Raw genomic sequence first — 23,696 nt, forward strand, 5'->3', positions numbered from 1 at the left:
TAGAACTCAAAAGCTGACATCTTAACGACAATCACCAATTCCAAGAAGAAGCAATTGAAAATGCATAAAAAAATTAACAATCCCAAATTTTATATTTTCTTACCCCACACCCCACTCCCCACTCCCCACTCCCCACTCCCCACTCCCCACTCCCCACTCCCCACTCCCCACTCCCCACTGCGTCACATTTTTCGGTAGGATTAATATTCCGCGCTTCCACATCAAACTGCTATGCTCAATCCCAATCTGGATGACATCCAGTTAACAAAAGACGATTACGAACGCTATTCCCGACACCTGATTTTGCCAGAAGTCGGTTTAGAAGGACAAAAACGTTTAAAATCCGCTAGTGTACTGTGTATCGGTACAGGTGGATTAGGTTCGCCGTTGCTATTGTATCTCGCAGCAGCGGGTATCGGACGCATTGGTATTGTTGACTTTGATATTGTCGATACTTCCAACTTGCAACGACAAGTAATTCACGGTACATCTTGGGTAGGTAAACCGAAGATAGAATCTGCAAAGAACCGCATTCACGAAATTAACCCTCATTGTCAGGTTGATTTGTATGAAACGCGCTTGAGTTCTGAAAACGCTCTTGATATAATTCAGCCTTACGATATCGTCGTGGATGGTACTGATAACTTCCCCACACGGTATTTAGTAAATGACGCTTGCGTGTTGTTAGATAAACCCAACGTTTACGGTTCAATTTTCCGCTTTGAAGGTCAAGCTACGGTATTTAACTACGAAGGTGGACCGAATTATCGTGACTTGTACCCAGAACCACCACCACCAGGAATGGTTCCCTCTTGTGCAGAAGGTGGCGTACTCGGAATTTTACCAGGAATTATTGGTTTAATTCAAGCAACCGAAACTGTTAAAATCATTTTGGGCAAGGGTGAAACTTTAAGTGGACGCTTAATGTTGTATGATGCTCTCAACATGAAATTCCGGGAGTTAAAGCTGCGTCCCAATCCAGTACGCCCAGTAATTGAAAAGTTGATAGACTACGAACAATTCTGCGGTATCCCACAAGCAAAAGCAGAGGAAGCGAAACAGCAGATGGAAATTCCAGAAATGACGGTGCAAGAATTAAAGCAGTTGTTAGATAGCGGAGCGGATGATTTCGTTCTGCTCGATGTCCGCAACCCCCATGAGTATGAAATTGCCAAAATAGAAGGCAGTGTTTTAGTACCATTACCGGATATTGAAAACGGTGAAGGTGTGACAAAAGTTAAAGAATTACTCAACGGACATCGCTTAATAGCTCATTGTAAGATGGGCGGGCGATCGGCGAAAGCTTTGGGTATTCTCAAAGAAGCCGGAATTGAAGGGATAAACCTCAAAGGTGGTATCACAGCTTGGAGCAAAGAAGTAGATCCGGGACTTCCAACGTATTAATTTTTCAACCCAGAGGGAGACAGAGGGGAGCTATTTGGCAGGGACTATGCTCTCTGCCGATATAGCGTAACGCGAAGTTATTTCTCTTTGGCATTAGACAACCTATTTGGAAAACAATTATTGTGACGTAGCACAGAATCGTCTAATCAAGGGTTGTGGACAATGCATATTTAATTTTCAAATAGGTTGTCTAATCTGTTATTCCACAACCAACATTAATAGACGTCTCCAGAAATTAATTATGCGTTGCCCGAAACCCTTGATTAGACGTTAAATTTAACGTCTCTACATTATTTTTCAAATAGGTTGTCTAATCCAAGTTTTGCAAACCCATCGCAATCTTACTATGCTTTTCAATCTGCCCCATCACCTGTTTTGCTCGTTGAATCACCACCGCAGGTAAACCAGCTAATCTTCCCGCTTCAATACCATAAGACTTATCAGCGCCTCCTGGCTGAACTTGATGCAAAAAGATAATTTGGTCAGGTAGCTCCTTCACCGTCACCTGATAATTAGCAACATTCGGTAACATTGCCGCCAACTCATTCAATTCATGGTAATGTGTAGCAAAAATGGTTCGCGCTCGAATATCCACCGCTAAATATTCCGCCACCGCCCAAGCAATAGAAAGACCGTCAAAAGTAGCCGTTCCGCGTCCAATTTCATCTAATAATACAAGCGATCGCTCAGTCGCATGATTAAGAATATTCGCCGTTTCATTCATCTCCACCATAAAAGTAGATTGACCCGTAGCCAAATCATCCACCGCACCCACCCGTGTAAAAATGCGATCGCACACCCCCAACCTCGCTTCATAAGCAGGCACAAAACTCCCAATTTGCGCCATAAGTTGTATTAAGCCCACCTGCCTCAAATAACAACTCTTACCACTCGCATTTGGACCCGTAAGGATGATTAAATCTGGATGGGGAGAGGGGGAGAGGGGGGGAGTGGGAGAAGAATTCCCCTTGTCTCCAAGGAGTCCCCTTGTCCCCTTGTCTTCCTCCTTGGCGATCTTGGCGTCTCTGCGGTTCGTTCCTCCCAACTGCGTCGAATTCGGCACAAAAAACCCCGCAGGCAAAGACTGTTCCACCACCGGATGGCGCCCATCCACAATCAAAATCTCCCTTCCTGCAACCATCTCCGGACGGCAGAAACCTTGATGCACCCCCAACTCAGCCAAACCGCACAACACATCAGCTGCCGCTACAGCACGGGAAAGAATCCGAATTACCTCAGCATGTGTACCCACCTCATCCCGCAAAGCTGTAAAAATCTCATATTCCAACTGATTTAAATCATCCCGTGCCGTGAGAATTCTTGCTTCTCGTTCCTTCAATTCCGGGGTGATGTAACGTTCCTCATTCGTCAGCGTTTGCTTGCGGATATAATTACTCGGAACAGAATCAGCCTTAGCGCGAGAAATACTGATATAATATCCAAAGGTTTTATTAAATCCTACCTTCAAAGTGGGAATTCCCGTCTTTGCTCTTTCCTCAACTTCCAAATTAGCAATCCATTGCCGATCGCCTTCCACAGTTATTTTTTGCTCATCCAATAAAGCATTCACACCTTGACGAATCAACCCACCTTCAGTTAAATATATTGGTGGCGACTCCACCAAATGTGCGTGTAACTTTTCTGCCAACTCTGACAAAACAGGCGGCACTTTCTGCAAAGCTTTCAAAAAGGGAGAACGCGTATCAGCCACCAAGCTAGCTAATTCTGGTAAACGCGCCAAAGAATCAGCCAAAGCCACCAAATCTCGCGCATTTGCCGTACCAGAACCGGCGCGTCCCGTTAATCGTTCCAAATCATAAATTTGACGTAACAATTGCCGCAATTCTTTACGCAGAGGTGTATTTTCGATTAACTCTGCGATGGTATCTTGCCGCGCTCGAATGCCTTTAATATCGAGTAGCGGTTGTAATAACCACCTTCTCAAAGCACGTCCACCCATCGCCGTACTCGTTCTATCCAACGCCCAAAGCAAAGAACCGTGAAAAGTGCCATCGCGGACTGTTTGCGTAATTTCCAGGTTGCGACGAGTTTGATTATCAACAATGAGATAATCAGTAATTGTATATGTGCGTAACCCTTGGAGAAAAACCGGATGTTCTTTTTGAGTATCTTCCAGGTATTCTAAAAGACCACCAGCAGCGCGAACAGCGAGGGGGAGATGATCGCAACCGAGTCCTTCAAGCGATCGCACTTTGAATTTCTGCAATAATTTAGCTCTCGCTTCACCTTGAGAAAAAGGAACTTGCGATCGCAAAGCATAACAAAACGATGGAGGCAAACATGCCGGCAGATGTTCCGATTTTTCCCCAGGACGCAGTAAACTACCTAAATCTGGCGCATTTGTCGGAATTAGCACTTCCGAAGGTTGCAAGCGCATTAACTCTTGTGTCAGATGTTCTAAATTACTTGCTTGCGTCGTGAGAAATTCCCCTGTAGATATATCTGCGTAAGCCAAACCCCAATGTTCCCCAGCAATTACCACAGCTGCAAGGTAATTATTTCGACTTGCTTTCAACATTCCATCTTCCAGCAAAGTACCGGGAGTGAGGATGCGGGTAATTTCCCGACGTACCAACCTCCCAGCAGCTTCCGCAGAATCTTCCACTTGGTCGCATATTACCACAGCGTAGCCTTTTTCCACCAGCAGCGTCGCGTAGCGTTCCCAAGAGTGATGGGGTACACCAGACATCGCTACTCGTCCTTGTTCTCCAGCTTGCTTGCTCGTCAGGACAAGTTCTAACTGCTGCGCTAGGGTCACCGCATCTTCAAAGTAACACTCAAAAAAATCTCCGACCCGATACAGCAACATCGCGTGAGGATACTTTTCTTTGGTTTCGATATAATGCTGGTACATTTGACTGAGCTTACTGCGATCGACCGCTCGATGGTCAGAGATAAATGTACTGGCATCGTGTTTGGTGGATGGGGTTGCAGAGTGAGAAGCAGTCATAGATGCTTAGTTATACGCACGGAAATTCCACAATAATTGATGATAACCTGTTGTTAGTTGAGAAAGTAGATTTCTCAAAGTTTATTCATATAAGAGCGATCGCTCCGCCTTTTTGGTGGTTCTTGCGGAGGTGGTTCCTGCGCCTTTAAACCTTCATCAGCCGTCAGAAACTCGACATGGAAGCTTTTTTGCTGATAATGTTTACCCAAGTTTACAATACTGGCATCGCCCATAGAAGTCTTTTGTTTGGCATTTTCAGGGAATTCAGCCGCTAACTTTTTTAATTGTTCTCCTTCCCAAAGCACAATTTGTTCACCAAAAGCAGCCCAAGGAGTTGTTTCATCTGCGGCAAAAGTCATAATTTTGGCAAATTCTTCAGCCGTTTCATACTGTTTTGCTCTAGCTTGTGCAATATGATTACCAGTTTCCACAACCACAGCTAAGGGAAGCACCAAAATTGTAGATATAGTGATTTCAGCTTGGATTTTCTGATTAACACGTTGAAAATCCCACACATCATTGTCAGAACCGCAACTTTCCATTCCCGGAACTTTCAACCAAACGCACAGAAGGCATGTGTCTATAATCAGAACCTTTCTCATGCTTCTAATTACTCGTTACGAGAAAGACTTCTTTCAATCGCACCAGTTGTTGTCAGCTTACCCAAAGAAGCTGATGCAAACAGCTTGGGAAAATTCTGAATATCTTCTACTACCGTTAACTGGCTTTCTCCAGTTTCCGAATCGCGATGTGCGACAACCACAAATGGTACTATCTCTGGTCCCAAAGCATCAAGCAAAGCTGGATTATGAGTAGTAATTAAAATATCAATTTTTCTTTTTGCACCAATCTCTCGCAGCATTCTTACTAGCAGTTGTGCGCGAGAAGGATGAAGACCATTATCTATTTCTTCTATTACAAGTTGACTATTTTCTGGTCGAGTAAGTAGCGCTGTGATAATTGCTAAAAAGCGTAAAGTTCCATCCGACATACTTCTAGCATCAATTTCTGTGATATGACCGGGTTTCCATTGTTCCTCACAGTAAAGCATAGCATCTGTACCAAATCTGCCTACCTTTTCCGCCCAAATTCTTTGAATATCACCTTCTGGTAAATCTTTGATATATGTAGATATTGTTGCTTCTATTTCCGCTTTCTGTTCATCAGGTAACGCAGCTAGCACACCTGCAATATTTGAAGCATCACTTTCAAGTATTTCAGTAATTTGTGAGTAATCACGCATTTGAGACGGTATAGGATTTAGGATAAAAATTTTCTCGAACACATCAGCCAGTAAATTTATATCTTCAAGACTTTTGTCAGCTAATTCAAATTTACTAATCATACTTAATACGGATTTAACTTGTATTCCTTTTACAGATGAAAAATTTTGTATATAAGAGTCTTTATGAGGAATTTCATTTGATAAGTCTGAGATAAGAGATTCTTTTGTAGAATTTACCTGAGGTTCATCCTGATATTTATTGGTGATTATATATTCTGCTAAAACCTGGACAATAGGTTTTGTTTGTATTCTGATAGTATAAAAATAATCAGTTGCATCATCCTCACCTTGAATTAGTACTTTTAAGGTAAATTGAGTCTCAGGTTGAATTGCAGCCCATTCTACACCACCTCGAATAGATGGAAAAGTTTTATCTCCTGCTAAAGCAGCCTCAATATCTTCACCTCTAATTATTCTTTGTAAAAATTCCAAAGCTTCAACTACATTAGACTTTCCACTGGCATTTGTACCAATAAGCACAGTTAATGGGTCAATTGGAAGTTCTGCATAACGAAAACTTTTCCAATTTTCCAGGATGAGTTTTTTCAGCATGACTCACTCCAAAAACTCTCAGATTTTACTTCTATTATCGTACACCAACCGCTTCAGAATTATCTTGTACAGCCCAGCGAAACAACCTTGGTAGCTGAGACACATCTAAAGCATAATTTACAGTCCAGACAACAATCTGTAAAATCAAAAAATACCGTACCCACATCAATTCACTTTCAGAACCGAGAAATATTAAACCCTCATAGAGTTGCCAAATGCGATAAGGCAAATATAAATAAGGAACCATCACCCAGACAACCGATTTATACTGCCGCAGCGTCAGACTTTCAAAGAGAATTTGTAGCCCTAGCATGAGATAGTATGACAAAAACACAGAAAAAGTGCGATCGCGAAGTGTGACGTAGGTATCGCTTCCCCACACTACACCGCACAAAAGCATTACCACCAGCGGTAACAACCCGGACAGCACCTGCACTGTCCCAAACCATATTTTAAACCATCCAGGAAGCGGTTCTGGAAGACTCATCGGTTTTAAGTCTCTCCACATCCAACCCACAAACACAAAGAAAGAGGTAGAGAGCAGCAGAAAAATAAAGTTTTCCAGAAAAATGTTTAAGGAAGTCATCAGCAGTATAATTGCACTCTGGTTATTTATTTTTTATCACCCCCAAAAACTTGCCAACCACCCCAGGTAATAAAATCCCCCTTTGCGACTTTGCTCCGAGTGCGTGAGACAATCTTAATCTTTCCTTCCCCTACTTTCTTGAATTATATGAATAATCGAAGGTATCAAAGAAACAAGAATAATCAACCCAATAATCGGCAACAAATACTTATCCACCTGTTCAGCCGGCAGAGATTTTCCTAAAAAATATCCTAACAAAGTAATCCCGAATGTCCAAATAAAGCCACCAATTAAATTGTAAAACATAAATGTGCGGTAGTGCATCGCTCCAACACCCGCAATAATCGGTGCAAATGTCCGGACAATTGGCACAAATCGTGCCAAAACAATCGTTTTCTTCCCGTGTTTTTCATAAAAATCTTGAGTTTTTACTAAATGTTTTTTATAAGGTTCTTTCTGAAATAATTTGCGTCCAAATTTGTGTCCCGAAAAATAGCCGACATTATCACCAATAACTGCACAAACAAAAGCACCAAAAATCAGAACCCATATATTCATCAATTCCGGCTTTGTGTAAGCGATAAATCCAGCAGTAAATAGCAAACTATCTCCTGGAAGAAAAAAACCAATAAACAAGCCAGATTCAGCGAAGATAATCCCCCAGACCACAAAATAGGCAAGTGAGCCAAGTGATTCAAGCAGTTGTGGTAAATTAAAATGCATAAAATTTATAATTGTTCAACAAAGCAATAGGCATAGAATATCTTAACGTTGACAAATTGTTTCATCATGAAAAATAAGATTAAGTTTAAGTAAAGTTATTTTGTATCCTAAAAAATATATTCATGTTTTCCTAGGTATCTAAAAGTGTCAAGATATTTGAAAGTACTAAGACTGTTTTGGAGTGCTGCCATAGCAGCGGAGATGGAGTATCGCATCAACTTCCTCTTAGCTACCCTCAGCAGCATCGGGAATCTTGTAGGTAGTTTATTCGGACTATTCTTGTTTTACCGTACAGGCTATACCTTTGGTGGCTGGTCGTGGGAAGCTGCTTTAATAGTCTTAGGAATTTTTACTTTACAGCAAGGCTTTTCTGCGACTTTTCTTGCCCCAAATCTAAATCGCATTGTCCGCCACGTGCAAGAGGGTACGCTAGACTTTGTATTATTAAAACCTATCCGCAGTCAGTTTTGGCTTTCTATCCATACTTTATCACCTTGGGGAATGCCGGATATAATTTTCGGTTGCGTGATAATTGCTTTTGCCGGATCAAAACTTAATTTGAGAATAAACGATTATTTACTAAGTATCATACCGCTGTTCTTTGGCTTAATAATTCTTTACAGCTTGTGGTTTATGCTGGGTGCGACTAGCATCTGGTTTGTCAAAATATACAACGTTACTGAAGTGCTGCGGGGTTTGTTAGAAGCTGGACGATATCCGATGGTTGCATATCCGACTGCTTATCGCTTTTTCTTTACATTTGTAGTTCCGGTAGCTTTTTTAACTACGATTCCAGCAGAAGCGATGCTGCGTCGCGGTGAAATCAGTTGGGTACTAGGTGCGGCAGGATTGGCAGTGGGACTGTTTGCGTTTTCTACTTGGTTTTGGCGATTTGCTTTGCGTTTTTATACTAGTGCTTCGAGTTAGGAAGAAATTACGAGCTAATTTATTTTATTTGAATAGAGTATAAACTCTGTCCAAAATTTCCTAGTGGGAATGCGTATAATTATCATACATTGCATATAAAGTTTCCTAAAGCAACAGTATAATTGACGAATCTACAGGAAAATAGTCAGTTTTCCTGAAAGATCCGGCAGTAAGCAAGAGTTAATGACCGCAATTGAACAAGCTCAAAAGTTGGTAGCAGGCAGCTGATAAATTCCACAAACAAAGGAGAATAGGGACATGGCGAAGATGGCGCTGCTAATCGGAGTCAGTGAGTATGAGCCTGGTCTTACCTCATTACCTGCTGCGACAAAAGATGTCAAGGCAATGGAGGGAGTTTTACAGCATCCAGAAATTGGTGGTTTTGATGAGATAAAAGTGCTGGAAAATCCTCAACGACAAGTAATGGAGGAAGCGATTGAAACCTTGTTTGATGGTCGTCAGAAAGATGACCTTGTGCTACTCTTTTTTTCTGGACATGGCATTAAAGACGAGAGCGGTAAGCTTTACTTTGCTACTCACAACACGCGTAAAAATTCACAGGCAAGACTTGTAGAGACAACCGCAGTAGCAGCCAGTTCTGTACATAAGTTTATGACCACTAGCCGCTCTAGGCACCAAGTAGTGATTCTTGATTGTTGCTTTAGTGGTGCATTTGCCGAGGGTTTGTCAGCGAAAGATGATAAAGATAATGGTTTTGTGGATATCAAAAACCAATTGGGTGGAGAAGGACGAGCTGTTCTCACATCTAGTACCTCAACCCAATATTCTTTTGAACAGCAAGGAGCAGATACCTCAACTTACACCCGCTACATCGTTGAGGGGTTAGAGACTGGTGCAGCAGACCGGGATGAAGATGGTTGGATCTCTGTTGATGAATTGCATGAGTATGCTGCCAAGAAGGTACAAGAAGCTGCTCCGGCAATGAAACCAGAGATATATCCGATCAAAGGAGGTTATAAAATCAAGCTTGCCAAAGCACCGAGTAATGATCCCAAGCTCACATATCTTCGAGAAGTTGAGTATTGGGTAGAGGGTGGTAACGGTGAAATTTCTTTTACTGGTCGTGCTGTATTGGACGCACTACAAGAGAAGCTGAAACTAGCATCTGAAGAGGCTGCTGCAATTGAAACTAAAGTTTTAGCACCTATAGAAGTATACAAGAGAAAATTGCAGCGATATGAGCAGGCATTCCGCAAAGAGATTGAAGACGGGTTTCCTCTCAGCGATAGAACTCGCGCTAATTTGAAACGTCTTCAGCAAGCGTTGGGACTTAGAGATGAAGATATAGCCCTAATTGAAGCTCCTATAATTGCCGAACAGCCACCTACCACACCTACCCTACCTCCTTCAACTCCTCCACGTCCCCGAAATAGCAATTTTCTACATATGGGAGCGTCGTGCATTATTGGAGTAGTTATTGGTGCTACTGGAATCTACGCTTTGCTACATGGTGGTAAATTTCAACCTACACCAACTTCCTGTGCTTACAAAGAGCCGTATATTTTGAATGATAGCATTAGTTTGGGTGAAGAAATTTTATTGAAACAAGATACAAACCCAAATAAAGAAGCTGGGGTTAAAGCATTTGCCAAGGGTGATTGTCAGACTGCTATTGATAAGTTCAATTCATATAGAAAAACTAATTCCAGAGACCCAGAAGCATTGATTTACTTGAACAATGCTAAAGCTCGTCAGAAAGGAAATTGGCTCAAAATTGCCGTGAGCGTACCCATTGGTACGAACCAAAATGTAGCAGAACAGATACTACGCGGTGTAGCTCAAGCCCAGGATGAGGTAAACAACAATCGCGGCATTAATGGTAAGCAATTAGAGGTAGCGATCGCTAATGATGATAATGACCCAACCAAAGCCGTACAGCGTGCTACTCAGTTTGTTACAGATACCAGCATTTTGGCTGTCCTGGGACATAATTCTAGTAATGCTTCTCTCTCCGCAGCCCCAGTCTATCAAACCGGTAGGTTAGTGATGATGTCTCCCACCAGTTTTGCCCAAAATCTTACCAGTGTTGGCAATTATATCTTCCGCACTGCTCCTAGTGTTAAATCTATAGCAGATAGCGTCTCTAATTACGCCGTTAAAAAAGCGGGCAAAACCAATTTTCTTATCTGTGTTGATTACCAAGGGATAGATAATCAGTCGTTTAACAATGAGTTTATTAGAGCGATAAAGACTGCTGGTGGTCAGATTAATTCCACAGATTGCGATATTTCTGCCCGTGACTTTAACCCTAGTGCTGTCATTTCTCAAGCTGTCCGTAGCGGTGCTAATGGCTTGGTGTTAGGTCTTTATATAGATAAAATAAAGCAAGGTTTAGCGGTGGTACAATCTAATCAAGGGCAGTTAACCGTATTTGGTAGTCCGACACTTTTCACTGATGAAACCCTAAAGCAGGGGAGAGGTATCAACGGACTGATAATCTCTGCACCTTGGTATCCCGGAGCATTTCCTAATAACATTTTTCCACAAAAAGCCCAAAAACTTTGGGGTGCAACTGTGAGTTGGCGAACAGCTACAACTTATGATGCAACTTTGGCGATCGTCGCAGGTTTACAGCAAACCAACAGACGCGATGAATTGCAAAAGGTGCTGCATAGTCAAACTTTTTCAGTTGATGGTGCTACAGGAAAGATTGAGTTTTTACCATCAGGCGATCGCATAAATAATTCTATCTTCTTAGTCAAAGTTCAACAAAAACCTGGTAATGAAGAATATGAGTTTGTGCCAATTCGACCTTAGTTTTGAAGATGTTTAAGAGCGATCGCACTGAATATCCTCCTACTCTACAATAAGGGTTATGCTAATGAGTGCGATCGCTCCACAGAAGACATTTAGACGCGAGAAACCGGAGCGTCTTTATAATAGACATCTCCAGAAAAGACGTAGAGACGCCTCTGCGCGGAACGTCTCTACAAGGGTTTGGGGGAACGTATAATTAATTTATGGAGATGTCTAATAGACATCTGTTGGAAAACAATGTAGAGACGCGAAATTTCGCGTCTCTTGGGGTTTGGATAACGCATATTTAATTTTCGGAGATGTCTAATGGTTTCGGACAACGTATAATTAATTTAGGTCGATGTCTAAATCAAAAAAGCAAAAATCCCTCACAACACATCTGGATTTTCCCCCAACTCTCTTAATCTAGCTGCTAAACGTTCGGCTCGTGCAACTGCTTCCTCCTGTCGTGCAACTGCTTCCTCCTGTCGTGCAACTGCTTCCTCCGCTTGTGCAACTGCTGCATCCGCTTGTGCAACTGCTGCATCCGCTTGTACAATTGCAGCTTCCTCTGGTAACAAAACCAGATTGCCAGCCACATCGTAAAACCGCAACCATACCGCTGTTTCTCTATCTATTGTTCCTTCCCAAGTGCCCAACCAGAAACCTAAACGTCTACACCATAGCCAACTGCGTTCATTTGGGGTCAAAGACTGGTATTGTTGATTATCATCTAAATGCCATCCTTGCAAAGAATTAGGGTCAAAGGGGTCGTAGACAAAATAATCTGAGGTATGAAAAGTTTGTTCATAAAGGTTTTTTTTAATACCCTTGTCTATTGCTGCGGTAGATGGTGACATTAATTCCACAATTACATCGGGATAACGACCATTTTCTTCCCACACTACCCAGCCAAGTCTTGAATTATTGCCGTCAACATTGAGGACAGCAAAAAAATCTGGACCCCGGAAATCACGGTTACGAACCTGGGTGCTGCTGTAGTAAATAAACATATTGCCCCCGGTAAAATAATCATTGCGGTCAGCCCAAGCTTGCTGCAATGACCGAATCAGGATATTCATGGCAATACGGTGTCTATTTGATTCCAAGGGTTCACCATCATCAAAAATTAAATCTGTAGGTGGCTTATGGGATTCCCAGTCCACAACGGCTAGATTGTTTTCGGTAGTCATGAGGGATTATCGCCTTTCCTATCAAGCCTGAAATTTCTATCATAATCTGCCCAGAGCTTGCTGAAAGTATTTTACCTGGTTACTAAGTGTGGCAGCTTTGTCGTCTGCGTTTTTATACTAATACTTCAAATTAGCCTATGAAAAGTTAGATCCTCGACTTCTTTAAGAAGTCGGGGATCTGAACACCGCGAATTTTCAGAACTCAAATAGGATTGCTATAAAAAAGCAATAGACATTTCCAAAAATTAAATATGCATTACCCAGAACCCCTAGAAGACGTAGCACTGGTACCTCTTTACGTATGACTCTGGAGATGTCTAATAGACATCTCCATAAATGAACTATGCGTTGTCCAAAACCCTTGTAGAGACGTGAAATTTCACGTCTCTACATTGTTTTTCGGAGATGTCTAATAGACATTTCCAAAAATTAAATATGCATTACCCAAACCCCAAGAGACGTAGCACTGCTACCTCTTTACGTATGACTCTGGAGATGTCTAATAGACATTTCCAAAAATTAAATATGCATTACCCAAACCCCAAGAGACGTAGCACTGCTACGTCTCTACATTCTTTTTCACCAGATGTTTAATTAACATAATTTCCGGAAAATGTAAATAGTATTTGTAGTTATTGCATAATTAAATCAGAGATTTTATGGTGCGGGAAAATGAATATAGAAACTCCAGCGAAGAAAATCTTAATTTTAGCAGCGAACCCGAAACAGACATCACGTCTGCGTTTGGATGAGGAAGTGCGCGACATTAAGGAAGGTTTGCGGCTTTCGCAACAACGTGATAAATTTATTTTGCAACAAGAATGGGCGGTACGTCCAAGAGATGTGCGTCGTGCGGTGTTAGATTTTCGACCAAATATTATCCATTTTTCTGGACATGGTTCGGGAAGCACAGGATTATCATTTGAGGATGAAACCGGCAAAGAAAAGTTAGTTACATCAGTTGCACTCGCGGGACTTTTTGGACAGTTTGCCAAGCAAGTAGAATGTGTGATATTGAATGCTTGCTATAGTGAGGAGCAAGCTTTGGCGATCGCTCAACATATTGATTATGTCATTGGCATGAATGCTGCCATTGGAGATAAAGCCGCGCTAGAATTTGCCGTTGGCTTTTACGATGCTTTAGTAGCTTACGATCCGCGATACGATACCTATTCACGCATAGAGTTTGCTTTTAACATTGGTTGCAATGCGATTCAGTTTGCTGGGGTTCCGGGTGACTCTATTCCAATTATGAAAAAGAAGCCGCATTTGGGTAAGGTTGAGGAACAAGCGATCGTCAACCCTGTAGAGGAATCTCCATTATCTATAGTTAGTAGTACTTATCAACTAACTTGCCAGAACATTTCTATTGAAGGAGATAAGCTCTCAGCAAGTTGTCGTAAAATCGATGGCTCAGACAACCCAACATCAATTCGGATTTTGGGAATCGAAAATAATGATGGAGAGTTGAAATATAATAGCAACCCTTTTAGTCAAAGTACTTACCAACATACTTGTAAAGACATTTCTGTTAATGGAGATAAGCTCTCAGCAATTTGTCGTAAAATCGATGGCTCATTCATCTCAACTGTATCAAGTATTAAGATTAGAGGAATTTCAAATCAAGATGGAAATTTGAGTTATTAGACTCTCACTTCTTTCACTAACTTCACAATCAGTATTTCCGGTAAAATTAAGTTCTGGAGACTGTGCATAAGGAGAAACTAAGGTGCCTACATTCCACATCAAGTTGAACTGTATCGCCATCATCCAACAAGCGCGGCAGAATCCTATTAAAAATAGTTTTTTAACAAGATTCTGCCAATTTTTATTAACTGCTGGAATCATCATTTTTCTCAATAGTTGTAATTTTCAAATTTCACCTAATAAAACTATTAATTCTCAAACTTCACCAATTCAAACTATTACCCAATCGTCCAAATGTGGTAGTCCTAGCAATGCACCTCAAGATAATCCCGTTGCTGCAAAATATGGCGAAAACGCTTTTCCTTGGACTAAAAATATTAAATGGAATTGCGTTTATAACATCAAAGATTTCCCCGCTTCTACCATAGATGCTAGCTTTAATGCTGCACGCGATGCTGCATCTGCTAACGGTGGGGGTGTTGTCTATTTTCCTGCTGGAACTTACAACTTTGCAGATAACATTTACTTAAAAGATGGTGTGGTTATCCGTGGAGATACACCCGCAGTAAATGATGCTAAATCTAATTCATATAATCCATCCACAAAGTTAGTTTTTCCGCAATATAAACCGAGTTTCTCTAGTAGCGGTACACCGAATAATACAGCCTTTAAAAAAATCCTCACAACCAACTTAAATAAAGATAGCAATATTGGTGTAGTCAATGTAGATATTAATCGTGCTGCGATTGATTTTTCATCACCCGAATATTCGGATAAAAATACTAACCAAAATATCATCGTATTTGGAGTTAGAAGTAATAACGTAGCGACTCCAGAACCTCGCGTTCCCGAATCATTTCAGAATCCTTGGCAGCGATTTTCTCACAGGTTTGCCGCTAATATACAAATTCAAGCTTTTGCTAACGTTTTAATTAGTAACAATCGGCTTAATGATGCTGTAACCGATAATTTTAACCAACCAAATTATATAGTAAAACAACTTCGCGGAAATTCAACAGTTACGTATGCCGAAGGTGAAAAAGCTAAGTTTAACTATACAGACCATTATGGCATTTCTCTGAACCGCTTCAGTTCACCCAAAGAATTACCTAACGATCCAAATCGCTTTCCTAACTTCTTTCGCAAAGGTTTAGTAATTCAGGACAATTGGGTTTATCACACTATGCGAGTTGCTATTCATGCAACTGGAGATGGTTTGATAATTAGAAATAATCAAGTTACAGATGAAAAAAATAAGCAAGCTTGGATAGATCCTACTGGTACAAAACAACCTCAAAACGCTGCTACTTTTGAAAATCGCGCTATTGATTGGTCTGGCTGGAATGTCATCATTGACGGCAATGATTATGAAGTTTACCGTCATAAAATTGCGGGTGGTAACTATGAAAGTATTGATGGAGAAGGTATTCTCATTCAAGAATGTTGTGGAGGAACTAGCGTTAATGGCGTGAAAATTAGCAATAATACGGGCAATTCTTATATCGGTATCTACAAAGTACCTCAAGTAAAGAATGTGTTGATTGCTGGAAACAAAATCTTAACTAATATTACGAATACTCCAGCGATTTATGTTGATGCTGATACGAATGGAAGCAAAAACAAAATGGATAATGTCAAGATACAGAATAATACGCTAAGTAATGGAATTTTAGCGAGAGCTAGTAATGGGGGGGTGGATAATTTTATTGAAGGAAATCGTAGTAATAATGGTGGAGATATATCTTATTCCTGTGGAATTAAGGTAGAAAAGAATGTTGGTTTTGCCATTAAGCAATGTGGAACATAAGTCAATACCGTTCAGTTAAGCCCCAAATCCTCGTAGAGACGTAGCATTGCTACGTCTCTACATACATACCATACCGTTTTTTAGCACCAATTCCTTAACTGAACTGTATTGGAACATAAATAGTTTAATTTATATTTCTATAAATCATACAATATAAAGCAATACCGTTCAGTTAAGCCTGAAATCCTCTGTAGAGACGCGAAATTTCGCGTCTCTACATGCCGAAATCAATACCAAAAATCCTTAACTGAACCGTATTGCAATATAAAGACGTTCCACCGGAACGTCTCTACGAGGGTAGGTAGGTTTTTATTACTGTTAATTAAACGGACATGATATTATTAGCAATCAAAGTTCTAAAATTGCGAATAGCTTGACTTCTGCCAATAGTTAAACACTGCTGAACATACTCGTTGACTAATTCGATAATTGGGATATCAGGGAAGTTAGGACTCGATTCAGATTTGATATATTTTCCCTGCTGTAACAAGGAAATTTCTAGTCCTTTTTGTGTATATCGCCAAAGTTCAGGAACTCCCAAAATCTCATAGTTGTCAAAGCGTGTGCGGGAGGTAATATCTATTTCGATTGCTAAATCTGGTGGTGGATCTATATTTAAATCAAGGCGATTTTTACCAATTACAGCAGCTTGATTTTGAATATAAAAACAGGTATCTGGTTCTACTGCTTGCCGCATTCGCTCATTTTTTAAGGTTGTGGAACCTAAAGCTTCAAAATCAATTTGGAGTTTTTCTAATAAAATTTTGACCAAATCACCAATATATTCTTTATCTTTTTCGTGTTCGGGTAGAGGAACCATAATTTCTAACCAGCCATGACTATAAGAAATGCGTGCTGCACGTTTTTCTCCCATTTCTTCCAGAATATTTTCTAGCTGCTGCCAAGTAATATCTTTGAGTAATGTTTGATGACCAGGTTTGACGATAATTTGTTGCAGTTTTAAAAGCATATCGCCTCTGATGATTGGTGTAGATATTATTATAAATTCGGAGAAGCCCTGACGACTGGAAGTCGCGGCTATACAAACAAAGTCCGCCTACGCGGACTAAACTGAACAATGTAAAGACGAAGCATGTGGAACGTCTCTACGACGGTAGGTAGGTTTTTATTAATTAAACGGAGATGGCATAACTCGCTTTGCAATCAACATTTGGGGTAAAATCAAGTCCTGAGGATGCAAAGGGGAGAAATTTAGGGTGCTTACACTCGGCGTAAATATTGACCACATTGCCACTATTCGGCAAGCACGGCAAACGGTGGAACCAGACCCTGTAGCTGCCGCAGTGCTGGCAGAATTAGCAGGTGCTGATGGAATTACTGTACACTTGCGCGAAGATAGGCGACATATTCAAGATAGGGATGTGCGTTTATTGCGGCAAACGGTGCGATCGCATCTTAATCTAGAAATGGCTGCAACTGACGAAATGTTAGCGATCGCTCTCGATATCAAACCCGATTATGTAACTTTAGTACCCGAAAAACGCCAAGAAGTCACCACCGAAGGCGGTCTTGATATCGTCGGTCAAATTGCTAGAATAGGTGAGATAGTTGATAAGTTGCAAAGCGCGGCTATCCCCGTTAGTCTTTTTATTGATGCCGAAAAAGCACAAATTGAAGCTTCTGTCAACGTTAAAGCAAAATTTATTGAACTGCACACCGGGCAATATGCTGAAGCTAAAAATGAAACAACTCGCAAGGAAGAATTAGCTTTGTTAGCGTCGGGGTGTGAGCAAGCGATCGCTTCAGGATTGCGAGTGAATGCAGGTCATGGACTCACTTACTGGAATGTTTATCCTGTGGCTTGTCTTCCAGGCATGGAAGAGTTGAATATTGGTCATACTATCATCAGTCGGGCAGCTTTAGTTGGGATAGAAAGAGCAGTCCGTGAGATGAAACAAGCTATGCGGGGAAATCTTTAGGGTACGAGATTAGAGGGGATGTTGCTGCGAAATCTCAAAAACAATCATTTCGACGGAAGACTTTGAAGCGATCGCTTATGCCTTATTAAATTAAGTGTACAAATCATCTTCACTGTTGACACTTTGAAGGATGATCTAAAAATAAAGGTTTTAGTCGTGGCGTGGTTATTAAGCGCTGCGCTCTTCTGGCTAAATCGAAAATATTGCTTTCCAACAGTCAAATCTTAAACCAAGACTTCTATGAGCGCAACACAATCTAACAGCCTTCCGCTTTGGGTGCAAGATAGAGACACAGTAATTGCACAAAGTACTGATGCGGAGTGGCGTTATCAAACGCCTCCAGATTATACTCGCTCAAAAGAGAACCTCGCCAAAGAAAGTATATGCAATCACCTTGAGGGTACACTAGAAGCGATCGTGCAAAACTTGGTGAGAACCTTTGAGATGGAGGTATCATTTAAAAGCGACCCACAACAGTGGTTGTCGGTTGTGAGTGACAAGTTTCGCGTCACCACCAATGGTGGAGTAGAGTACACAGCAGCAGAATTAGGAGTTGCTGGTACTTACAATCTATTTATGGCTGATTCACAACATTATAAAGCTTCTGAGGAAGACTTTGAATCATCGGGAAAAATTTTCCACACAACATTTCCTCAAGGATTTCCTTGGGAAGTGCTAGAAGTCTTCTCTGGACCACCAAATGTCACATTTAAATGGCGGCATTGGGGACATTTTCAAGGTCAATACAAAGATTTTACACCTACTGGGGAAACGGTGGAAATGATCGGTATGAGTATTGCTCGCGTCACCGATGATTTAAAGATAGTTTCTTTGGAACACTATTTCGACAACACCTTGTTTTTAGATAAGCTGACAGCAGGTGGAAAAACAACTACATCAAAGCTGACAACAAACGAAAAACAAGCTACAAAAGAACAGAAACCAACATTTTTAGGTCTAATCAAGCGACTTTGGAACTGGGGAGAAAAAAGTGCAATTAATAAACCGCAAGCGAGTCGTTGTCCCTTCAGTACTAGCTTCAGGTAAGTAGATGAGCATAACGCTCTTTAATGTAGTAACGGCTTAAGCCGTTAAAATCCAAGAGCGATGAGCGGTGAGCCAGCGCGGTCTTGGGGGTTTCCCCCATGAGCGACTGGTGAACCCGAAGGGTAAACCGCTCACTACAAACCAGGAGAATATTTTAGGTTTAATTTCGCTCACCTACTTAATTTAAATTTAATTAATAAATAGGGGCATGGTGGTTGACACTGTGCCCTTATCATTATTAATTAGCAACGCTCATAATGAACATGCAAACATACTATTACGCTTTGGCAAGTGAACGCTTTCTCATCCAAGAAGAACCAATCGCGGAAGTTCTCACTGAACGCACTCGTTACTACCACGAACAAGAAAAAGAAATTGATTTTTGGTTAGTTAAGCAACCAGCTTTTTTAGAAGCACTACAGATGGCTAAAATCAAGGCTAAGTGTCCCCAACCAGCAGCAGCAATTATTTCTACGAATTCCCAATTTATTACCTGGTTAAAACTGCGATTGGAGTATGTGGTTATAGGGGAATTTCAGTCACCTTCTGAGACGATTCCTGAAGCTTTGGCATCTCTTGTCAACGTTTCCTGATAGAATATAGCACTCAGTTGCGATCGCTTCTTTGCGGGTGCTCCCCCTCTAACGCTACATAGGGGCAGGTTTGATAACTTGCCCCAAAAGACGAACAAAACATATTTTGAAAAAATTTAGAACAATTAATTATGTATCAAATGATGCGTAGATTTACGACTTTATCAAGTGCTTTGGTGTTAGCGATCGCCAGTTTGATTGGTGGAAAAATCAGCTCTGTCACCGCTCAAAAAAATATTTCTGTTTGTCAACCACCAACTGCGGGTGAGTATCTTTTATTGGTAATCAGCCCCACACAAGATAATCAAACTCAGTTGCGTCGCACTTTGCCCACTGAACTGAAAACCACTACCTGTAGATATCTCAACGATACAGTAACTCGCATCGGCGGGTTTAACAAGATTGACGATGCCAATCGTTGGGCAAGGTATGTTAACAGTATTGTCGGCTTGTCTGCTATAATTACCACTCGACCGGGAGAAGCGCAGCAGCCTCGTTCTCAGGTAGCAAGTTATAATCCTCAATCACTAGGAATGGGTTATGCCGTCTTGGTGGATTATTTCAACCGTCCAGAATTGGCAACTCAACTGCAACAAATCCTAGAAGGTGACGTGGGTTTTGTTTCTTATGGACAACGCCCTTATTTGCTAGCAGTTTACACCACTAACCAAAAGGAAGCATACAACACATTGCAAAAGCTCAACGAGCGCGGTTTTTCCACCTATTTAGTAGACAGCCGAAAGGTGTTGCTACTGCGTTCAGTTGTACGGTTATAGGGATTAGGAACTGGGGCAATTTGAGGAGGGGGAAAGGGGAAAAAAGAAAAAAATATACAGGAGTGATTTAAATCACTCTTCTTCCAAACGTCAACGGGACGGTACAGTCCACCGCTCAAGGTTGGTGCTTTATTTCCATACATGAGTCCCCTCTTAAAATCCCCCCAGTCAAGAGTCCCTAATTCCTAATCTCTAATAAGCAGACCTAGCTAACCAAGAAATGGTTATGCCCAAAACTGAACCGACTATCACCTGAACTGGTGTGTGTCCTAGTAATTCTTTGAGACGGTCTTCGTTAAATTCTGGATGTTCGCGAAACAATTCGTCAATCATTTGATTGAGAATACGAGCTTGCTTACCGGCAGCTTGCCGAACACCTGCTGCATCATACATGACAATGATGGCAAAAACTACAGCGAGTGCAAACTCTGGAGATGCCCAACCCAGAGTTTGTCCTACACCGGCTGCTAAAGCTGTAACTAAAGTGGAATGAGCGCTGGGCATTCCTCCAGTGGTGGCTAAAACACTAAAATTAACTTTACGATGTTTGACTAGTTCAACTATGAGCTTTAATGTTTGGGCAATTAAACAAGCAATAAGGGCAACTAGCAGCACCCGGTTGTTTAAGATGTCGCCTATGTCCTGCATGGTATTTTGAGCTTTGTTAATAAATATTAGCAGGGGTTGTTATTTAGGGAAATACTTTAAGCCAACCCACTCCAAAATGCCGACATTTTCCAATATAATTGGATGCCATTCTTGCAAGCTGCCCTGCGTCTAAGATATAAGACGCAGAGCGATCGCGCTCAATTCGGCACTTTTTCTCACTTGAAAATCCCAAATATCCAAAGAGCGGGTTTTAATCACCCTCTGGGATTGGGTTAGCGATCGCGACTGATGATATATTGAGCGATCGCGATTAACGGCTTTGCTTTATCACCAAATGAATCTAATTCCACACAAGCTGCTTCAATTAGCTGTTGAGCCTTGGTACGCGATTCCTCCAACCCCCAAAGCTTAGGATAAGTGACTTTGTTGGCTTTTTGGTCTTTACCAGCGGTTTTGCCCAATTGCTCCTGGGTTGCCGTGATATCCAAAATATCATCGACAATCTGAAATGCCAGCCCAATATTTTGAGCATAACGAGACAATCGTTGCAAATCTTCAGACGAAACCCCAGTCAAAACTCCCCCACAGGCAACGCAAGCTTCTAATAGAGCGGCTGTTTTATGATTGTGAATGAAATTCAGCGTTTCTAGGGAAATGTCTGGCTTTCCTTCCGATTCTAAATCGACCACTTGACCGCCGACTAAGCCAGCTGCTCCCAGCGCACGCCCCAAACGGGCAATTACTTGCAATACTCGCTCTGTTGGCACATTCTGGGTGCTAGTGGCGACATGTTCAAAGGCTAAAGCCAACAAGCCATCTCCAGCCAAAATTGCAATATCTTCGCCATAGACTTTGTGATTTGTCAGCTTCCCGCGCCGATAATCATCATTATCCATCGCCGGCAGGTCGTCGTGAATCAACGACATGGTGTGAATCATCTCCAAAGCACAAGCCGTTGGCATTGCCATTTCGATTGTGCCACCAGTCATTTCACAGGTTGCAAGGCAAAGGATGGGACGCAGACGCTTACCTCCAGCTAACAGCGAGTAGCGCATTGATTCATAAATCTTGTCTGGGTAACGTATGGGAATTGCGTTATCCAAAGCAGTTTCACAGAGCTTTTGCCGCTCTTTTAGATAAGCTAATAGGTCAAACTTGGCTGACTCAGGAGTTTTGTGAAGGTTATGCGCTGCTACCATCCTTAAATTCCTTACAATTTTTAATTTTTGTCATATAAGTCACAATTTTACGGGTCTTTGGAGCTAAAAGAGTTAGGAGTTAGGAGTTAAGAATTAAAAATTTATAACTCATAACTTATAACTCATAACTCATAACGAAAGCTCCTCATCACTTACTTACCGCTGATGCACAGAATAGCTAGAAACTGTATTTTGCAACAACATCGCGACAGTCATCGGACCTACACCCCCAGGAACAGGAGTGATAAATCCTGCCACGTTTTTGGTTGAGTCAAAGTTGACATCGCCAACCAAGCGACTATTACCACTTTCATCCGTTACACGATTTATTCCCACATCTACCACAACAGCGCCCGGTTTTATCAAAAGCGCGTCGATGAGATTGGGACGACCTACTGCTGTAATGAGGATATCAGCATTCCGCGCGAGATCTTTTAAGTCGTGCGATCGCGAGTGAGCAATGGTAACAGTCGCATCAGCTTCTAAAAGCATCAAAGCCATTGGTTTACCCACCAAAATACTGCGTCCCAACACCACCGCTTGTTTTCCCTTCAAAGGTATTTCATATTCCTGCAACAGCCGCATAACTCCATATGGAGTGCAACTGCGTAAACCTGGTTCTCCCCGCACCAGTCGTCCCAAATTAATCGGGTGCAGTCCGTCAACATCTTTGTCGGGATCAATTTGATGTAGTAGAGTGACAGCATCCAAATGATCTGGTAAAGGAAGTTGTACGAGAATGCCATCCACTCGTTCATCAGAGTTGAGTGCAGCAATAACCGACTCTAGTTCGGCTTGGGTGGTTTCGGTGGGAAAATGCTTACCAAAAGAGGCAATCCCCACATTGGCACAAGCGCGTTCTTTGCCCCGTACATAAGCCGCAGAAGCTGGGTTATCACCAACCATCAGCACTGCTAAACCTGGTGGGCGTCCAATTTGGGGTTGTAATTTTGTAATAACCGCACAAAGTTCTGTCTGAATTTTTGCTGCTATTGCTTTACCATCAATTAGTTTGGCAGTTTTTGTTTCCATAACGCTTCGGGGGAATGGGGGAGTGCTCTTGAGTGGGGGAGTGCTCTTGAGTGGGGGAGTGCTCTTGAGTGGGGGAGTGGGGGAGTGGGGGAGTGGGAGGATAAGGAAACAAAAACATAATTCTTTCCCCCCGTCTCCCCCTCTTTCCATCCCCCCATTCCCATTACTAATGACCAATGAATACTATTAATCAGAACTAACTTGATGAAACTGGCGACAAAGCAGAAATTTCCTTAATAGGCAGCTATGATGCAACAAACAAACAAAAATCATTTTTACTACTACTGGGGGTTGACATTTGTCTGCTTATTTGGTTTATCTAGTTGTGGTTACTCCGGGCTGTCTGGGTTAAATGGCGTTAACTTCACTATCGGTGTTAATGTTACCCCGATTCGGGAACTGAAACCAGGGCAAGAGAAAGCTACAGTTTACATCCAAGGGAAGATAAACTCATCAGTTCCTCTTGTCAAGGAGCAGGTTTATCAAATCAATGACTCAACTGGCAAAATCTGGGTTTTAACCAAGCAAACTGGTTGGAAAAAAGGACAGCAAGTGGTAGTTAAGGGTAAAGTGAATTACCAAAGTATCCCTTTAGGGGGCAAAGAGTTGGGGGAAATTTATTTAGAGGAAGAGTAATTATAGTTACTT

20 protein-coding genes are annotated in these 23,696 nt (G+C 41.6%); 10 read left to right on the forward strand and 10 right to left on the reverse strand.

What is annotated here, in order from left to right:
* The first annotated feature begins 231 nt into the window (after positions 1–231).
* Positions 232–1,404 carry a molybdopterin-synthase adenylyltransferase MoeB gene (gene moeB, locus OGM63_RS12885; protein WP_263745972.1) on the forward strand — a complete coding sequence of 391 codons (1,173 nt, stop codon included), beginning with the start codon at positions 232–234 and terminating at the stop codon, positions 1,402–1,404.
* Positions 1,405–1,714: 310 nt separating this feature from the next.
* On the opposite strand, the gene mutS is transcribed toward moeB, so the two are convergent.
* From mutS to OGM63_RS12910, 5 genes are all read right to left on the reverse strand, one after another.
* The gene (gene mutS / locus OGM63_RS12890; protein WP_263745973.1) at positions 1,715–4,375 is read right to left on the reverse strand and encodes a DNA mismatch repair protein MutS; all 2,661 of its coding nucleotides are present in this window, start codon (positions 4,373–4,375) and stop codon (positions 1,715–1,717) included.
* Between the two features lie 74 nt (positions 4,376–4,449).
* Positions 4,450–4,917, reverse strand: a complete 468-nt coding sequence (locus OGM63_RS12895) for a hypothetical protein (RefSeq protein ID WP_263745974.1) — start codon at positions 4,915–4,917, stop codon at positions 4,450–4,452.
* Between the two features lie 68 nt (positions 4,918–4,985).
* On the reverse strand, positions 4,986–6,212 hold the full coding sequence (locus OGM63_RS12900; protein WP_263745975.1) for an AAA family ATPase: 1,227 nt from the start codon (positions 6,210–6,212) through the stop codon (positions 4,986–4,988).
* Between the two features lie 34 nt (positions 6,213–6,246).
* A complete protein-coding gene (locus OGM63_RS12905; RefSeq protein ID WP_263745976.1) occupies positions 6,247–6,798 on the reverse strand; it encodes a hypothetical protein in 552 nt (183 codons plus the stop codon).
* A gap of 114 nt (positions 6,799–6,912) precedes the next feature.
* Positions 6,913–7,521, reverse strand: a complete 609-nt coding sequence (locus OGM63_RS12910; protein WP_263745977.1) for a DedA family protein — start codon at positions 7,519–7,521, stop codon at positions 6,913–6,915.
* A 144-nt stretch (positions 7,522–7,665) separates the two neighbouring features.
* On the opposite strand from OGM63_RS12910, the gene OGM63_RS12915 reads away from it, so the two are divergent.
* Positions 7,666–8,448, forward strand: coding sequence for an ABC transporter permease (locus OGM63_RS12915; RefSeq protein ID WP_263745978.1), 783 nt, complete (start codon positions 7,666–7,668; stop codon positions 8,446–8,448).
* A 267-nt stretch (positions 8,449–8,715) separates the two neighbouring features.
* The gene (locus OGM63_RS12920; protein WP_263745979.1) at positions 8,716–11,226 is read left to right on the forward strand and encodes a caspase, EACC1-associated type; all 2,511 of its coding nucleotides are present in this window, start codon (positions 8,716–8,718) and stop codon (positions 11,224–11,226) included.
* Between the two features lie 368 nt (positions 11,227–11,594).
* On the opposite strand, the gene OGM63_RS12925 is transcribed toward OGM63_RS12920, so the two are convergent.
* On the reverse strand, positions 11,595–12,398 hold the full coding sequence (locus OGM63_RS12925; protein WP_263745980.1) for a Uma2 family endonuclease: 804 nt from the start codon (positions 12,396–12,398) through the stop codon (positions 11,595–11,597).
* A gap of 672 nt (positions 12,399–13,070) precedes the next feature.
* On the opposite strand from OGM63_RS12925, the gene OGM63_RS12930 reads away from it, so the two are divergent.
* Together OGM63_RS12930 and OGM63_RS12935 are read left to right on the forward strand one after the other, a co-directional pair.
* Complete coding sequence (locus tag OGM63_RS12930) at positions 13,071–14,045, forward strand: CVNH domain-containing protein (RefSeq protein ID WP_263745981.1); 975 nt, start codon at positions 13,071–13,073, stop codon at positions 14,043–14,045.
* Between the two features lie 82 nt (positions 14,046–14,127).
* Complete coding sequence (locus tag OGM63_RS12935; protein WP_263745983.1) at positions 14,128–15,852, forward strand: glycosyl hydrolase family 28-related protein; 1,725 nt, start codon at positions 14,128–14,130, stop codon at positions 15,850–15,852.
* A gap of 322 nt (positions 15,853–16,174) precedes the next feature.
* Here OGM63_RS12935 and OGM63_RS12940 read toward each other — a convergent pair whose 3' ends face one another.
* Positions 16,175–16,822 (reverse strand): Uma2 family endonuclease, encoded by a 648-nt coding sequence (locus OGM63_RS12940; protein ID WP_263745984.1) that lies wholly within the window; start codon positions 16,820–16,822, stop codon positions 16,175–16,177.
* Between the two features lie 247 nt (positions 16,823–17,069).
* On the opposite strand from OGM63_RS12940, the gene OGM63_RS12945 reads away from it, so the two are divergent.
* The 4 genes from OGM63_RS12945 (at position 17,070) to OGM63_RS12960 (ending at position 20,208) form a co-directional block, all read left to right on the forward strand.
* On the forward strand, positions 17,070–17,792 hold the full coding sequence (locus OGM63_RS12945; protein WP_263745985.1) for a pyridoxine 5'-phosphate synthase: 723 nt from the start codon (positions 17,070–17,072) through the stop codon (positions 17,790–17,792).
* Between the two features lie 240 nt (positions 17,793–18,032).
* Positions 18,033–18,839, forward strand: a complete 807-nt coding sequence (locus tag OGM63_RS12950; protein ID WP_263745986.1) for a nuclear transport factor 2 family protein — start codon at positions 18,033–18,035, stop codon at positions 18,837–18,839.
* Positions 18,840–19,102: 263 nt separating this feature from the next.
* Positions 19,103–19,432 (forward strand): MgPME-cyclase complex family protein, encoded by a 330-nt coding sequence (locus OGM63_RS12955; RefSeq protein ID WP_263745999.1) that lies wholly within the window; start codon positions 19,103–19,105, stop codon positions 19,430–19,432.
* Positions 19,433–19,572: 140 nt separating this feature from the next.
* A complete protein-coding gene (locus tag OGM63_RS12960) occupies positions 19,573–20,208 on the forward strand; it encodes a hypothetical protein (protein WP_263745987.1) in 636 nt (211 codons plus the stop codon).
* Between the two features lie 192 nt (positions 20,209–20,400).
* Here the strand turns inward: OGM63_RS12960 and OGM63_RS12965 are convergent, their stop codons facing one another.
* The 3 genes from OGM63_RS12965 to folD all read right to left on the reverse strand — a co-directional run bounded on the left by OGM63_RS12965 (position 20,401) and on the right by folD (position 23,048).
* On the reverse strand, positions 20,401–20,856 hold the full coding sequence (locus OGM63_RS12965) for a divergent PAP2 family protein (RefSeq protein WP_263745988.1): 456 nt from the start codon (positions 20,854–20,856) through the stop codon (positions 20,401–20,403).
* Between the two features lie 233 nt (positions 20,857–21,089).
* Positions 21,090–22,016, reverse strand: a complete 927-nt coding sequence (crtE, locus tag OGM63_RS12970; RefSeq protein WP_263745989.1) for a geranylgeranyl diphosphate synthase CrtE — start codon at positions 22,014–22,016, stop codon at positions 21,090–21,092.
* 156 nt (positions 22,017–22,172) lie between these two features.
* On the reverse strand, positions 22,173–23,048 hold the full coding sequence (folD, locus tag OGM63_RS12975; protein ID WP_263745990.1) for a bifunctional methylenetetrahydrofolate dehydrogenase/methenyltetrahydrofolate cyclohydrolase FolD: 876 nt from the start codon (positions 23,046–23,048) through the stop codon (positions 22,173–22,175).
* Between the two features lie 246 nt (positions 23,049–23,294).
* Between folD and OGM63_RS12980 the strand changes: the two genes are divergently transcribed.
* Positions 23,295–23,684, forward strand: coding sequence for a hypothetical protein (locus OGM63_RS12980; protein WP_263745991.1), 390 nt, complete (start codon positions 23,295–23,297; stop codon positions 23,682–23,684).
* Positions 23,685–23,696: the final 12 nt, after the last annotated feature.

This window comes from Plectonema radiosum NIES-515 (genome assembly GCF_025753815.1).
GTDB lineage: Bacteria > Cyanobacteriota > Cyanobacteriia > Cyanobacteriales > Nostocaceae > Hassallia > Hassallia radiosum_A.

Excerpts from the sequence above, each read along its gene's own strand:
- moeB (WP_263745972.1), top strand. The coding sequence starts at position 232 with ATGCTCAATCCCAATCTGGATGACATCCAGTTAACAAAAGACGATTAC.
- mutS (WP_263745973.1), bottom strand. The coding sequence starts at position 4,375 with ATGACTGCTTCTCACTCTGCAACCCCATCCACCAAACACGATGCCAGT.
- OGM63_RS12895 (WP_263745974.1), bottom strand. The coding sequence starts at position 4,917 with ATGGAAAGTTGCGGTTCTGACAATGATGTGTGGGATTTTCAACGTGTT.
- OGM63_RS12900 (WP_263745975.1), bottom strand. The coding sequence starts at position 6,212 with ATGCTGAAAAAACTCATCCTGGAAAATTGGAAAAGTTTTCGTTATGCA.
- OGM63_RS12905 (WP_263745976.1), bottom strand. The coding sequence starts at position 6,798 with ATGACTTCCTTAAACATTTTTCTGGAAAACTTTATTTTTCTGCTGCTC.
- OGM63_RS12910 (WP_263745977.1), bottom strand. The coding sequence starts at position 7,521 with ATGCATTTTAATTTACCACAACTGCTTGAATCACTTGGCTCACTTGCC.
- OGM63_RS12920 (WP_263745979.1), top strand. The coding sequence starts at position 8,716 with ATGGCGCTGCTAATCGGAGTCAGTGAGTATGAGCCTGGTCTTACCTCA.
- OGM63_RS12925 (WP_263745980.1), bottom strand. The coding sequence starts at position 12,398 with ATGACTACCGAAAACAATCTAGCCGTTGTGGACTGGGAATCCCATAAG.
- OGM63_RS12930 (WP_263745981.1), top strand. The coding sequence starts at position 13,071 with ATGAATATAGAAACTCCAGCGAAGAAAATCTTAATTTTAGCAGCGAAC.
- OGM63_RS12940 (WP_263745984.1), bottom strand. The coding sequence starts at position 16,822 with ATGCTTTTAAAACTGCAACAAATTATCGTCAAACCTGGTCATCAAACA.
- OGM63_RS12950 (WP_263745986.1), top strand. The coding sequence starts at position 18,033 with ATGAGCGCAACACAATCTAACAGCCTTCCGCTTTGGGTGCAAGATAGA.
- OGM63_RS12955 (WP_263745999.1), top strand. The coding sequence starts at position 19,103 with ATGCAAACATACTATTACGCTTTGGCAAGTGAACGCTTTCTCATCCAA.
- OGM63_RS12960 (WP_263745987.1), top strand. The coding sequence starts at position 19,573 with ATGATGCGTAGATTTACGACTTTATCAAGTGCTTTGGTGTTAGCGATC.
- OGM63_RS12965 (WP_263745988.1), bottom strand. The coding sequence starts at position 20,856 with ATGCAGGACATAGGCGACATCTTAAACAACCGGGTGCTGCTAGTTGCC.
- crtE (WP_263745989.1), bottom strand. The coding sequence starts at position 22,016 with ATGGTAGCAGCGCATAACCTTCACAAAACTCCTGAGTCAGCCAAGTTT.
- folD (WP_263745990.1), bottom strand. The coding sequence starts at position 23,048 with ATGGAAACAAAAACTGCCAAACTAATTGATGGTAAAGCAATAGCAGCA.
- OGM63_RS12980 (WP_263745991.1), top strand. The coding sequence starts at position 23,295 with ATGATGCAACAAACAAACAAAAATCATTTTTACTACTACTGGGGGTTG.